This is a genomic window from Pontibacter sp. E15-1, from assembly GCF_022601975.1.
Taxonomy (GTDB): Bacteria; Bacteroidota; Bacteroidia; order Cytophagales; family Hymenobacteraceae; genus Pontibacter.
This window is the reverse complement of sequence record NZ_JAKVIR010000007.1, coordinates 45,954-61,024: the sequence shown is the minus strand read 5'-3', so window position 1 is coordinate 61,024 and position 15,071 is coordinate 45,954. Positions and strand designations below refer to the sequence as shown.

The window sequence follows — 15,071 nt, the reverse complement described above, 5'->3', positions numbered from 1 at the left end:
TAGGTATAGCAAGCGCGAATTGATCAGACTGCCAGGGTTTCTTTCAAGGCTTCCGACACAGGAGTTGCGGCAGGCTGGGTGTCTAATGCCACGTTGGCCCACCCTCCGGTCTTCAGGCTCTGGATCGCGGCAATGCTTGCCAACGACACGTTCACGATCTCGTCAAACGGTATAAGCGGCTCGCCGCCGTTTTTCAGGGCCTCAACCAATTTCGTAAACTGGTAGCGGTGGCCTTTGTCCTGGCCGGTTTTCAGCTTCGAGAAGCCCCTGAAACCGTAGCCCTCCGTTTTGCGGAAGTTGTCCATAATCAGGGTGCGACCCTGCGAGTACAACTCCACGCGCTCCTTGGAATAGCTCTTGTGCCCGTTCGCAAAATAGTTGACCACGCCGTTGGAACCGTTCTCGAACTGCACCAGGATACTGGCGTTATCGGTGTTCTCCGCAGGGTTCTTCCCGAGGGCATTCATACATACAGACTTAATTTTGCTCCCCGTAAGGTATACCATCAGGTCAAGGTAATGGCAGGCCTCCCCGATAATGCGCCCGCCACCCGACTGCATGTCGTGCACCCAAACATTGTCAGGGATATACCCGGCGTTCATGGTGGCCACGATGTTTATCGGATCCTGTGCGTTGCCGATGAGTTCCTTCATCTTGCGGATATGCGGCGAGAACCTTCTGTTAAAGCCCACTGAGAGCGTCAGGTTTTTCTGCGCGGCGTGTTTCTGGTAGGCGGCCACCACATCCTGCAGTTGCTTCTGCGTCAGGGCCAGCGGTTTCTCCACAAACACGTGCTTGCCTGCCTCAAGGCTTTCCTGTACCATAGCAGCATGCAGCCCATGGCGCGTGGTAATCATCACAAGGTCCACCTCCGCGTCTTTCAGCATCTCTTTGTAATCGGTGGTGCTGTGCGTGAAGCCGTGTTTCTTGGCCAGTGCGGTGCCTGTTACGCCTCCGGCGCTAGCAATGTACTTAAAGTTCGCCCCGGTGTCTTTCATCGCAGGCAACATGGTCATCTTGGTAAAGTTACCGGCCCCGATGATGCCCACCACACCCTTTGCCCCGGCGAAACTTCTGTCGCCAAGCAGCACAGTGGCACTCAAATCCACCTCTCCGCTTCCGGGGTAGGTAAGGATAGACGCTATCGCACGGCTCTTGCCTATCTCCCCATAAATCTTGTCGTATTCCTGGATCGGGATTTTCTCTGTTATCAGCGATTTTACCTCGAGATTACCGCTGGAAATGGCGTGCAGTATGGTTTCGAAGTTTCTTTTCTCGGTCCAGCGCACAAAGGCCAGCGGGTAGTCCTGCCCCCGCTGCTCATAGCTCTCATCATACCGGCCTGGCCCGTAGGAGCAGGAAACCTGGAAGGTCAGTTCTTTCTCGTAGAACTCTGCGCGGCTGATATTGAGCCCAATAACGCCTACCAGCACAATGCGGCCGCGTTTGCGGCTCATTTGCGCTGCCTGCGAGATAATGTCGTTAGACTTGGCAGATGCCGTGATGATCACGCCGTCTGCCCCTACCCCGTTAGTCTCGTTCTCGATAAACTTCACTACATCGGTGGTGCGCGGATTGACCGGTATGATCCCCTTTGCCTTGGCAATGGCGAGCTTCTGGTCATCCAGGTCAACGCCTATCACTTTACAGCCGTTCGCCTTCAGGACTTCTGCTGTCACGAGTCCGATCAAGCCCAGTCCCGTCACCACAATGGTCTCTCCGAATGTCGGGTTCAGCAACCGGATTCCCTGCAGGCCGATAGAGCCGATCACGGTAAAGGCCGCCTCTTCGTCGCTCACATTGTCGGGTATGGCGGCCACCAGGTTCTTCGGGATGCACACCACTTCGGCGTGCGACCCGTTTGAGGCAACGCGGTCGCCTACCTTGAATTCGCTGACGCCCTCACCCACGGCGATGACCCTGCCCACGTTGCAGTAGCCTAACTGCAGTGGCTGCTCCAGTTTATTAAACACAGTCTCCAGCGTGGGCATGAGGCCATCAGACTTCACCTTGTCCAGCACCTGCTTCACTTTGTCTGGTTGCTGACGCGCTTTCTCCAACAGGTTTGCCTTCCCAAACTCCACTAGCATGCGCTCTGTCCCTAACGATACCAGCGAGCAACTCGTCTGGATCAGCACATAGCCTTTTCTTACTTGTGGGGCAGGTATATCGGCTAAAGTCGTCTCGCCGGTCTTAAACGACTGTATGATTTGTTTCATAAGTTATACTAAATATCGTTTCTTTCTAAGAACTCTTACGCACCTTTAAAATTGCCCTTATAGGCGTCAATCCATTTATCTATGTTGTTGTTGATCGAAAAATGCTGCTCGCAAAGGTTGAAGGCATTTTCCCGCATCGCCTGATACTGGTTTTGTGGCAAGCTTATTATTCTGTTCAAAGCATCGGCGAGTTCGCTCACCTGGTTAGAGACATGGTATCCTGCATCGCTTTCCTCAAGAATGCCCCAGGGCGTGTTTTTTGAGGCGATTACAGGGGTGCCGAAATTGAGGGCCTCTATAATGACATTGCCAAAATTCTCGGTGTGTGAGGGCAGTACCAGGCAATAAGACTCGGCATATGCGTTGCTCTTTTCCTTGCCAGTTAAATGGCCGGCAAAATGTACCTTGTCGCGCAGGCCGCTCTTTTCCACCAGTTCCTTCAGGCTGTTGAGATACCCCGCGTTTTCGGGCGCGCATTTGCCCACGATCTTGAGGCTATACCCCTTCGTATTGAACTCTTCGGACATAGCAACGGCCTGTATCAGATTCTCTATCGCCTTGATTGGGTGTATCCTCCCCATAAAAAGGATTTGCTTCTTGGTGTCGACGGCTAGCCTGTCTTCCAGAGAGCAGTAGTTCGGGAACTCAAGCACTTTCACCTTGCCAAACACAGCCATAATCTCCTCTGTCTCCTTCGGAGAGGTGGAGTGAAAGACTACCCTGCCCTTTAATCTATTAATCAACTTCAGGATTAGCTTCTTTTTTATAGACGAATAGCGCAAAGCGTCGGCAGAGCATTCCCCCCTTGGCGACCAGATCCAGTTACGGCCCTGCAGATACAGGTATATCGCCAGCAGGAACGAAGGAAAGTAAAACAAGCTTGAAAGGTGGATGATATCAGAACGCTTCGTGGCGTTTATGGAGTTGACGAAAGCCTTATACCTGCTGCTGCAGTACCTGACATCCCCAAACCCCATGTTTGTCCATTTGTCGGACGGAACGGGGCTTTGTTCAGTGATACCCCTGTTTGTCGTCAGGATGGTTACTGCCACGTCGTTTTCCACAAGCGCCTTGGCATGCCAGTACAGGGAGTTGCTTGGCCCGCCAGTTTGCGCTGGGAAAAATGATCCTGAAGAAAGAAATACGTTCATTTTAATCTGTTTTGTATGCTTCGCTTATTACGATGCCCTTCGCCACAAATAAGCTGCCTGACTTGTGGCCCCTATTGTGTTTGCAGGTAATATGCCTCCTTGTTTTAGTTGCATCGCCATACCTCGCTTTCAGGAGGTATGCGTGTAATAGATCGCTTCTTTAAAAGCGTCAACCATCTGAGATATCTTTCGCTTCTCGGCATAGTGCCCATAGGCAGTGTGGCCCATTTGCCTATACATACCACCTGTTGTTATTTTCACCAGTGCCTGAGCCAGTTCAGCTACTTTGGGCTCAGTGAGCAAGCCAGAAATCTCGTTGTCGATGTTATGGTACTCCGGGGCATGATGGTCGCCTTTGTAGGTAACGACCGGCACTCCGTAGGCAAAACTATGAAGCACTCCCAACCCGACGTGGCCCGGGGAAACATAGGCATAGGCTTTGGAAAAATGAGCCTTAAGTTCCTCCGCATCGGTCGTTCCCGCCACAAAGTCTACAGAACTGGCAATCTGCAATTCCTGGGCCTTTGCTTTCAAGCTCTTCAGATGGTCTCCATCCCCGATCACCGTAATCCGGGTTCCGGCGGGCAACTGGCTTTTGGCCATCGCGAAAGCTTCCAGCAGGTCCTCCACTTTTTTTCGGGCCTGGATTCTGCCAACATAGATAAAACTGTTTTTTGGCAGCGCAGAAGTATCACTGCTATTGGGCACGTGCTGCGTGTTGTTGGCGATAAACACTTTCTGCGTATCAATGCCGAGCTTTACCAATTCGGCCTTTCCCTTCTCATCGTAGGTAATCACGGCTTTTGCCCTTTTCCCCAGCGTCCGCCTAACTATATTGAGCATACCGGATTTTCCTTTGCCGTGCCCCCAGAAGATTATTTTTTTGTTAAAGAAAATGGGCAGCAGGAAAACGTTGAGCCAGTGCGGGTCAAACATCCCGACTACGGCATCATAGTCTTTCACGTGCCGGTGCAGCCCCCTGATCCAATGGAATTTGGAAATTTTCAGCTTGCGTCCCTCGTTCTCTGAAACTGTCTGGTTGCCATTGAATTTTCTTGGGCCGAAATGCAGAAGGTCTACCCCCCCGATAGATTGGGACAACTCCTCAAACAACTTCACTCTATACTCCCTGCATCCGGGTTGAATGAACAATACTTTCATGAGTTGGACGGCTTAGATTTCAACTGTGTATTTTGAGCAGCAAGCATATACCCTGTGTTTGGATGCGCCATGATGCGGACTTATCGAAGCGCTTGCTTCACTTCCCTGGCATACCCCACCAGCATGGCGTCGTAGGAGGCTGCATCGTGCACCTCTCCTTTCAGGTGTCTATCTATACCCTCCAGTTTCTTGAGCCGGTTGCTTACATTATCCCACCAATAGACGCCGGCGGCCTTATGCCCATCCCATGTATAAGCCGAGATATATTTGATATAAGATGCAAAAACCTCCTTTTGGATGATCTCCCCTCCGTATTGGCCATTGCCGGAGTGTATACGGTGCCAGACAAATGGAGTAACGGGTATGTTGAATTTTTTCCCATAATAGAGGGCTGTCTCCAGATTCTGCCGCAAATATTTGAGGTTTCGCTCATGCCCTACCTCTTCATCGGCATGCACCATGTACATGGAGGGCGTTATAAAATCAAGCTTAGCGAGCAGGTTATCGTATTTCCCTGTCGGATTATAGTTCTCGTGTTGCCATGTGTTCCAAGCACGGTAAGGTATGCCGTAAAAAGAGAGCTTTAGGTTTGGCCGTTGTCTTCTAATCTCACGCAGCAAGGCTATCATTTTTTGCTCAGCCAGTTGAAAGTCGCTGTCTGTGGCAGCGTGGTTCCGCAGGTCGAGGTATGGCCCAGCCTCCCAATCGAGCACCAGCATGCCCTCGCCCGCCACATCCGGAAACCTTTTGTCCAGAAAGCGCTTGATACGGGCAGAATCGAAGTTGGTAGGATCTTTTGCATATACAATGCTGCCTTGCGTCATAATGTCAATGTTCTGTGTTATGAACCCATTTTCTGCAAAGTATGCTTCTGCCCCTGCATCAAACCTACTAGGGTATGCATATATGGAAAAAGATCGGTTTGCCTGTCCAGAACAAGATGAGGTGAGCAGAAGGCCTAAAGCCAGATGTAAAATTAATATTACTGTTTTAATCAAAGCTGTGTATTCTTATAATTTATATCAGGAACGTTAAAATTTTATATAGGTTTTATAAAATATATTTTTTTATCCGAAATGCGCGACAGCGCTGTCTATGTCAACGTCAGCTTGCTTAAAAATTGCCTTCCACCAACGGCAGGTATGTCTTTTTCTGAGCGCACCAGATGCATATCGGGCGATATGCCACAGCTAAAGAAGCCAGAGCGCTCACAAGGCTACCGCAAGATACACCTGCGGTAGCCTTGTGAGCGCTCTGGCCCTGCCTTTTTATTGTATGAGCAATTTGCCTACTTCCATTGCAGCGGAGGAAGTAGCCTTGATAATGTATACACCATGTGGGGTCGCTTTGTCAAGACGCAGTTCAACTTTACCGGCTCCCCCGGCATCGGTCAGCAGCGATTCGGTATGCACCACCCGGCCCGAGGTATCCAGAACTGAAATGCGCACTGGCTCCTTCATCCCGAATTGCTGGACACTCACGAACACTTTGCCATCTGACGTTGGGTTGGGGTATACGCTAAGCCTGCCGGGCACGGACGCACCGCTTCTTGCCTGTGAAACGCCCGTAGCGGCCATGGCCGGCTGGTCTGCTTTCAAAAGCGTGATGCGCGGCTGTCCGCCGCCATTCCCGTCGTGATACTCAGATAAATACAGGTTTCCGTTCTTAACATCTTCGATAATATCCAACGGGTTTGCGAATGGGCGCCGGAACCCGGGGATTTTGATTCCTTCGGTTGCCCGGATAATGTCTTTATTGGAAACGCCAGGCTCCAGCACAATCACGTCGTCGCCCCCGCTAAAACGGCAAACCAACAGCTTCCCTTTCAGTTTTCCTCCGAAGGCATTGCTTTTATACTCAATTACGCCATTTGGCGAGATGTTCAAGCCAAAGTCGTACGCCCAGCCACGGTAATTGGGTTCGACGGGCGTGCCCACAGGGTATCCATACTCCACATTGTTCACAGTCCAGACAACCTCTCCGGGATCCTGGCGGTTTGTGGGGTTGCCCCCATTCATGATGTATTCGTTGCGGAGGGTGTTGGGGTGTCCGTAATAGCCTCCTTTCGCGACTCTGAACAAGTAGTCGTTCTGTGAAACGCGCACATCATTCACAGAAGCCACATCAGGCCCCGGGAATGCCTGCCCGTTCGACCACTTCGTGCCGGAAAGAAGCGCGGGTGTGTTCCCCCCAGCGGCTGATCCGTTGGTAGGCACATACAGCTCTTTGTTCGAGTGCCACACCAGATCATAGGCATTCCGTACCCCTGAGGCGTAAACCGTGAGAGGCGCTTCGGGGCTAGAGGGGTTATAAGTGCCGCCTTCTCCCGTTTTAGCATCTAGTGGTATGCCGATCTGCTGCGCCCTGGCTATATCCAGCCGGAGCACGGCCGCTGTCAGGAGCTCTTCTTTACGGTTCCCCCAGGCGGCATCCGGATCTCCCATGGCGGTGTTGCTGCCTTGCGTAAAATACAGCGCGCCATCGGGCCCAAAGTCTATGCCATTGGTTGCATGGTCTTTATAAGAACGGGGTAAGTTAATCACATAATCGGTTACCTGTGGACTGTATGGATTGCCCAGGTTTATCTTCGAGATCTTACCAGACCATGCCGGCGGGTTGTTAAACAAGCCTGATGAATGGCTGACCCACACAGTGAGATTTGATGCGGAAGCAGCCGGGTCGAAGCGTAGGCCGATAAGCAAGCGCTTCTCCGCCCCAAAAGGGCTTATCGTGATGTGGTTATCAAGGGTGCCATCCGCGTTAAGATCCCACCGCTCAATCCTACCGTCAGAGGAAGCGGCATACAGCCGGTGGTCGGGCCCGATAGCCAAACTGGTAAAGCCTACGGTGCCAAAAGTTTTGTCAATCAGGGTCTGTTCCGTGAAAGACACCCCCGATAAGTCAGTGGGGGTTTCGGGCACGCTGCTGGTTGTGGTAAAGCGGGATACAAAAGGCACCATGGCATACCCGTTGCCGTCTTTCACCATATCCGTGATCACAAACTCATACGTCATGTTGGGCTTGAGCGGGGCCGAAAGCGTGATGGCATCTCCGGCAGCGGTTGCGTTTACCACGGTGCCCGCTACTTCCTTGCCTCCGCCTATCTCCACCGTGTAAAGCTTCACCGTGCTCGTGTTTACCGTATTGCCGTTAATAGACTGACCACTCGGAAACGCGAGATCCACCGACACGGATTGGTCTAAGGGTAAATTAACTGCTCCGTTTGCTGGCCGCACGGCCGTCACATAGGGGCGCACAGTCTCGACAGAGAAATCATCGAATGTATACACGACGGGGCTTGTGCCATTGCGGTGCGTTGCAAAAATCCCGGTATAAGCATAGCCGTTTGTGATTCCCATGCCTGATACGCTGACCGTCCCGATTGTTTTATAGGTTGCTCCGTCATCAATAGAGTAGAAACCCTCCACTACTTGTGTGCCTGGGTTCATGGTCATGCGCAGGTTTAAGCGCTTGCTGGCTAATCCGCTTATCGTTCCAGAGAGACGGCCATCTCCACTACCGTTGGAGGCATCATTCAGTTCTCGGCGCAATTCTATCTTGGAGTTCACCACCGCTAACTTCACATATGTTTTATCGCCCAAGCCAAGCCACAGTCCCGCCTGCTGCGAGGCCGTCCCTACATAGGGGTTGACAAGGGCTGTCTCTATGAGGAGCTCTCCCATCGTGGCCACCTCTACTCCCAAGGTGTTGAGTTGATTATTGTTGCCTGCATACGCAATGCCTTTATTGGTCGTCAGCTCCAGCGCCCCGGCATTTAGCGATAGATTGGCGGGCTCATATCCCGGAATGCCAGGGTAAGAGGGCGTGCTATCCTCAGGGGTTCGGGGTTCAGAGGGCGCGTCGATCATTGTAAAACCTGTACCGGCACCTTTTTTATCAGCCACAGTGTTTGAGACAGGCCCGTCGAAGCTAAGGTTTAAGGGCAGGCTTACACGCAGCTGTTTACACGGGAACATACTGATTGGCAGGCAGGCGGAATTCGACGGTGCAGGCGCAACGGATACAGTCACTGCATCTTCAGGGCTCAGGTTTCCCGCGTTGTCTACCACGATGAGTCCGAACACATAGTTCCCTGCTATCAGGTTCTGAACTGTGGGCTGCGCAACCGCCTTGGTGCTAAAGGCTGCCGTAGAGGGGCCGCTTATCTGTCGCCACCTGTACTCCTGAATCGTGCCGTCAGCATCACTCCCTGAGCCCTCCAGAAGCACACTGTTGGTGGGAAGGGTGATTTGTTTGTCTGGTCCCGCGTTCGCCACCGGAATTTGGCTTCCGCTGGAGGCGGCCTTTGCCAGCACAAAGTAGTTGTTCTGGGCACCTACGGCGGGGCTCTGCAGGTTGCCCCCCAGGCTCACGGCCCCGGCGGGGAAAGCCTTGCTGTAGAGCTCCATGTGGCTAATCTTGGGGTCATCGACGCCCACACGCTCGGCCAGCTTCTGCCAGCCAGACAGCCAGGCGGGCAGGGCGCTGCTGCGCGGGTCGTAGGCCACGTAGAGGGTGGCCGGGCCCGAGAGGTCGAAGCCCAGCAAAGCGGAGGCGGTGCTGCGCTTGTCGTCGTTGGCCGTGCGCACCAGGATGGCCCCACTCAGCAGCGCAGGCACGCTGGAGATGGTATAGGTGCGGTCGGTGTAGTGGGCTACCCCCACGGCCAGCTGGGACTGGGCATAGCTACTGCCGCTGCTGGCCTGGATGTTGCTCACCAGCGCCCCCGGCTGCGGGGCCAGGGCGAAGGAGGCCGAGATGGACTTGTCGCGGTTCATGGTCACGGACAGCGGGTTTGTGGTGCCCGACGCGTCGCCGCCCCAGCCAACGAACACGTAGCCCTGGGCCGGGATGGCCGTCAGGGTTACCTGCGCCCCGGAGGCGTAGGTCGGCTGGTCGGGGCTCTTGGACATGCTGCCACCGGCCCCGGCGCTCACCGCCAGGGTATACTGGGCGGCCTGGTCTACGGCCTTTGCCAGCACAAAGTAGTTGTTCTGGGCACCCACAGCGGGGGCCTGCAGGTTGCCCCCCAGGCTCACGGCCCCGGCGGGGAAAGCCTTGCTATAGAGCTCCATATGGCTGATCTTGGGGTCATTGACGCCCACCCGCTCGGCCAGTTTCTGCCAGCCCGACAGCCAGGCGGGCAAGGCGCTGCTGCGCGGGTCGTAGGCCACGTAGAGGGTGGCCGGGCCCGAGAGGTCGAAGCCCAGCAAAGCGGAGGCGGTGCTGCGCTTGTCGTCGTTGGCCGTGCGTACCAGGATGGCCCCACTCAGCAGCGAGGGAACGCTGGTGATAGTATAGGCGCGGTCGGTGTAGTGGGTTGCGCCTACGGCCAGCTGGGCCTGGGCATAGCTACTGCCGCTGCTGGCCTGAATGTTGGAGACCAGCGCAGCCCCAGCCTCTGGCACCATCACTTTAAACGTAGCGGTTACCGAAGCTCCTTTTTTGTCTGTAGCTCTTACCTTCACATACAGCACTTTACTTTGTGTGGGAGCGGTTCCGCTGAAAACAGCTTTGACGGCATCAAATGTTAACCAGTTCGGCAACGGGCTTTCATCAGCCAAGGATGCCGTATACACTAATGCATCCCAGGGATCGGGGTCTGCGTAGGCCCCCGCTGAGAACGAAAAAGACTTCCCGGGTTGAAGCACCTGATCTTTCGGGGCCTCCACTACCACCGGATCACGGTTTGATGGTGGTAAAGGCGTCGGGGACGATATGGCAAAATCAGAGAAAGTATATAGGACTGGCTGCGAGCCGTTCCTGTGTGTGGCGTAAATTCCGGTATTGGCGGTATTGTTGGTTAGTCCCATACCGGCTATGCCTAGGCTGGCGGTTTCGTAGGTTTGCCCAACATTAATAAACGATGCCCCATTCACTGCATAGTAGCCTTCCACGGTTTCATTAACTGGGTCAATCACCAACCTTAGCTGCACCGATGCCCGGTCAAGCCCACTGACGAAGTTTGTGATACGTTGGTCGGTTGACCCTACGCCTGCTGTTATATCATGTATCTCGCGGCGCAGTTCTACTTTGTTTCCGATGATGGTGAGCTTGATGTATGTTTTGTCATCTACCCCAAACCACAGTCCGGCCTGCTCTGCTTTGGTGCCATAGAACGGATTCAGCACAGTGGTCTCTACCTGCAAAATTTCTCGGCTGTCCACCTTGACCCCCAAGGCGTTAAGTTGATTGTTCTGGTCGCGGTAAGCAATTCCCTTGTTGGTAGTTAACTCCAGATGGCCGCTGTTTAGCTTTATTTTCGAGGATTCATACCCAGGTATGCTGAGGTCACTCACTTTCCCATCTGCTGCGAGGCGCGTGCCGGAATAAGGGCTTACGAGCGTAAAACCGGTACCCAATCCATTAATATCCGGGATACCCACCTCACTTGCCTCAAAATCCAACACAAAGGGCACCGCCACTTTTAGCTGGTCGCATGGGAGCATGCTCTCAGGAGAACATGGCTCACCGGCTCGCTGGAAATTAGCACGTGCAACACCACCTGTATTGGCGGCGATGCCTGGGGGAACTGCATCAAGGGAGGAAACTCCCTTCGTTAAGTTTATACCATACACATGGCTTGTGAGGCAGAGGTATATGGTAAGTAATAATATGAGGCACATACGGTTAAGCAAAACCGCTGTGCGGAATTTGTGAGTAAAAGTAGTTTTCATGGTAGGTAGCAGTACTTAGCGTGAGCTATGTATTAACTTCGAGGAGGGTTAGTTATAAGATACTATAATTTATAAAAAAACGGCTCTTGAGCCTTGGCAGCAATTATATAAGACTTACTGTAACTGAACTCACGTAAGCTTTTATTCACCCGCTGTTTATTTAGATTATCGGACATAAGAAGCTTGTTTAAACCCGGTATTACTTTAAGATTAATTTTGATTAATTTGATCTGAATATGTAATTATACATACGAGATAAAGGCTTACAGGTCTTTACGTTTCATTAAATAAATCATCTGTTTGAGCAACTTAAGCTTGTTGCAACACTAAAAAATATTTTGCATAAAAAAAGGAAGCACTGCAGATAGCAGTGCTTCCTTTTTTTATTAGGTTATTTACTGTATAAGTAGCTTTGCTTGCGCTTTGCCACCGGCAGCCTTCGCTTTCACGATATACAGACCTCTCTCAAGTGGTTTGTTCCCGGAGAGTAGCTCAACATGTGCATTGCCCTCTTGGTCAGTTACCGCTTCCAAGGTAGAAACAACACGCCCAAGTACATCATGCACGGAGATCAGCAAGGTTTCTTTTGGCCCGAAGTTAGCCACGCCCATATACACCTTGCCTCCCTGTGTAGGGTTAGGGTAGAGCTGTAGCGAGGTTTGCTTTTGGTCTTTCGCAGAACTGTTTTCTGAAAACGCACCCATTGCTGAGGTAATCGTTGAAGTCGGCGTCACTTTGAAAATCTCCAAGCCTGCGATTGCCAAGCGGTTCACGGTAGGGTTGAAGTTCAGGTTAAGGGTTCCGTCGGTCACGTTCACCTCAAAGTCTTTTACCAAAGCTGCTCTATACCCTACTTCGCTGTAAATATCGAAGCTGGAGAGTTTAACCTCGTTTTCGATTTTAATGTCAAAGACTCTTGTGCCAGGCTCAGTGAAGTAATTTTCGACGAAATGCATACGCAGCATGTAGTTCCCATTCGCAATTGGGATAGCGTAGCGCGTTTCGCTCAAATCGCTGGCTGCAGACAGATACGTCTGGTAGAGTACATCTTCATCGGTGGCCGCAATCGGGGTCTCCACTACTTGCTTGTCAAGCTTTATGCTACCGAAACGGTAATCCTTGTCTGCCTCCCATACATTGCCACCTATCGACACGTCAGTATCAGCAGCGCCTTTCACCCGCTTAAGGATAGCAACAGTCGTACTTGTGGTGTTCACGGTTCCATAGAGTGGGATGCGCAACGGAGAGGAAGCGTTACTGTAGTGCACCAGCACCGCCGCGTTCTTGATCCCGGCACTTACCCCTTTGAAGCTAACTGCTAAGTTAACGGTTCCCTGAGGTCCGAGCAGAGTCGTTGCCGGTTGTGTCACGGTAAACTCGTTCGCGTTAGGTCCCACAATTTCCACACTGCTTATCTGGATGCTTGGGTCGTTGCCGCTCTCGTAGGTTTGGCCCATATTTTTCAGGCTGACAGAAAGAGACTTAGTGCTTCCCGCCATCACAGTTCCGAAGTTTGCTGCCGATGGTATGGCCGCTAGCTCAGAATAATGGGCAGAGCCCGTTTCAGGCTTCACATTGCTGATGAAGTAGATGTTGTCCTGGTAATCGTAGTTCACATAGGGAGACGTGAGGTAATCCATACCCACCAGATAAGCGTTCGGGATTACTTTACCGCTGGCGTCAACGGCCTTCCAAATCCGGAGGCCTATTTTGCCCTGGTAATTGCGGGTTCTGTCAGAATAAGATCGCTGCACCCTCAAACCGAATGCGGCCGTTGGGTTGCTGGATGAAGCCGTTGGAGTAAATGTTCCCTGGGCTATTTTTGAAGAACCGTTTCTTCGTGGAAGCAGCGACTGACCGTCGAGGTTCTCGTGAGTAAACAACACAGTACTGGAGGTGCTGTTCTTATTATACCACTGGAACGTTTCCACGTCTGAGCAGCAGCCGTGATAAGCAGCCATCTGCAACACAGATACAGGCTTGCTTGGGTCCACTCTCAGGAAGAATGCCGACATGATTTCATCTGAGTTAGGCATAATGTAGTCACCGTCAGAGGCTCCATCGGAGGCATTGAAGCCAATCTTGGTGCCAAACCCAAAGGCATTCACGATTTCCTGGGCATGTGGTTCTGCCTTGTCTTCCCCTTGTTTCTGCCATAAACCGCGTAGTTGAATCTCTTTGTAAGGAGTCAGGTCATCGTTTGAGTAAATAGCCAGCATATCCTGCAACACTTTCACTCGCGTAGCCTGATCTACCGCGATAAACTCTACTGTAAGCTCGGCATATGATTTCGAGCTGACAGACAGCGGCAGATCAGTAGCCTTGTCGAAGTCTATACCATTCAACTGGGCAATCTTCCAGGCACTTGGGTTTGAAAGGACAAGGTTGTTGATCACCAGCGCCCCTGTGCCTTTGTTATGGATTCGTAACTTGACTTTGTCGTGGTTGGAGTTGTAAGGCGTAAAGCTGCCGTCACTGTTCTCGCGCCTCCAAGGAATTTGAATTCGGGAGAAAGTCAGCTGGTCTGTTCCAGGAAACTTGTCCATGTTCTCGACAAACATGTAATTGTTGTTCTTGCTGGAGGTGACGATACTAAAACTATACAACTGTGTTATTGTCTGGTTGCCGCTGTTGTCCGTGGCTTTTGCCCGAATGGTATAGCTACCCTGCTCGGTAATGCGCACTGGGGATGCATAGGTTGTGTATGTGCCGCCATTGAGGCTATACTGTACCGTGGCAAGCCCTGAGCCGCCTTTGTCAGAAGCGTTTATGGCAATCGACACCTCATTTTTATAAACATTGGCCGATTGCTCCGTACCTGTGAATGAAACAGACGCCACTGGTGAGATGATATCCACACCAGCCGTAGTCGGGCTGATCACCACATAGTTCAGCTTGGTGTTGGTGCCTCCCACGGCGTCGATGGTCAACTTCCCATCCTTTACCTCCACGGCAACCGTGGCCGACTGAAATGCCTGCTGCTGAGAAGGGACAAAATTTGTGATAGCAGCCTTTCCCTCAACGTTTATTTGGTGCTTGCTGTCAAAGTAATTTGGGTCTCCTACACTCACGGTCACATTGTAAACCCCATTTGGCACCACATACTCCCAGGATCCGGGTACCTGGCCACTGTTGCTGGCCTGCATCTGGCTAAATGTCCGAAGCAGTATGTCTTCCGAGCCAGAGCGTTCGCGCATGTTATTGGAGAGGTCGCTTGGCTCTTTTGTCGTGGGGTCTACCCAACCGTAGCGCCTTCCGGCATCAAACGGTAGTCCGGCATCCTTCACATGGTCGGTTGGGGTATTGGAACTGGAAAGCTCAAAATTGATTTTAGCGTCTTGAGATGTGCTCGTCGCGCTAGTTACAGTTAGGTCAATTTGGAGGGATGCCGTTGTGTAATCCGTTGCCGTGGCCGTAACTGTTGCTTTGTAAACGCCGGGAGCAAGATTTGAGTTTATTTGCGAAGGGCCAAACGAGAGCGTGCCTAAGTTGGAAGCGGGCAAGGTGAGCCACGATGCTTCACTTTTACTGAGGACGACGGACGGAGACCCGTTGCTAGCAGCCAACTCCGTAGTTTTAGTAACTACCGTAGCTCCTTGCACAACGGTATACGCTAGGGTTTGCGGTGAAAACGACAGGGCCTGGATAGGCTTCACGTCTCTTTTGGCGATGACGAAGTAGTTGGTCTCGGAACCCGAGGCCGGTGCCTGCAAGTTGCCCCCCAGGCTCACGCGGCCCGCCCCAAAGCTCTTACTGTAGAGGTCCATGTTGCTGATCTTGGAGTCATCCACGCCCACCTGCTCAGCAAGCTTCTGCCAGCCCGAGAGCCAGGACGGGAGCACGCCCCCGCGCGGGTCGTAGGC

General features: G+C 52.3%; 6 protein-coding genes. All 6 read right to left on the bottom strand.

Annotated elements, in window-relative coordinates; genetic code table 11:
* Positions 1 to 23 precede the first annotated feature (23 nt).
* Positions 24 to 2,219 (bottom strand): bi-domain-containing oxidoreductase, encoded by a 2,196-nt coding sequence (locus MKJ04_RS06240; protein WP_241640368.1) that lies wholly within the window; start codon positions 2,217 to 2,219, stop codon positions 24 to 26.
* 35 nt (positions 2,220 to 2,254) lie between these two features.
* Positions 2,255 to 3,370, bottom strand: a complete 1,116-nt coding sequence (locus MKJ04_RS06235; protein ID WP_241640367.1) for a glycosyltransferase family 4 protein — start codon at positions 3,368 to 3,370, stop codon at positions 2,255 to 2,257.
* A gap of 129 nt (positions 3,371 to 3,499) precedes the next feature.
* Positions 3,500 to 4,531 (bottom strand): glycosyltransferase family 4 protein, encoded by a 1,032-nt coding sequence (locus MKJ04_RS06230; protein ID WP_241640366.1) that lies wholly within the window; start codon positions 4,529 to 4,531, stop codon positions 3,500 to 3,502.
* 80 nt (positions 4,532 to 4,611) lie between these two features.
* A complete protein-coding gene (locus MKJ04_RS06225; RefSeq protein WP_241640364.1) occupies positions 4,612 to 5,355 on the bottom strand; it encodes a hypothetical protein in 744 nt (247 codons plus the stop codon).
* Between the two features lie 444 nt (positions 5,356 to 5,799).
* Positions 5,800 to 10,980: a PKD domain-containing protein gene (locus tag MKJ04_RS06220; RefSeq protein ID WP_241640363.1), complete on the bottom strand. Its 5,181-nt coding sequence runs from the start codon at positions 10,978 to 10,980 to the stop codon at positions 5,800 to 5,802.
* Positions 10,981 to 11,603: 623 nt separating this feature from the next.
* A partial coding sequence (locus MKJ04_RS06215; protein ID WP_241640361.1) for a malectin domain-containing carbohydrate-binding protein occupies positions 11,604 to 15,071 on the bottom strand: 3,468 nt, incomplete at its 5' end.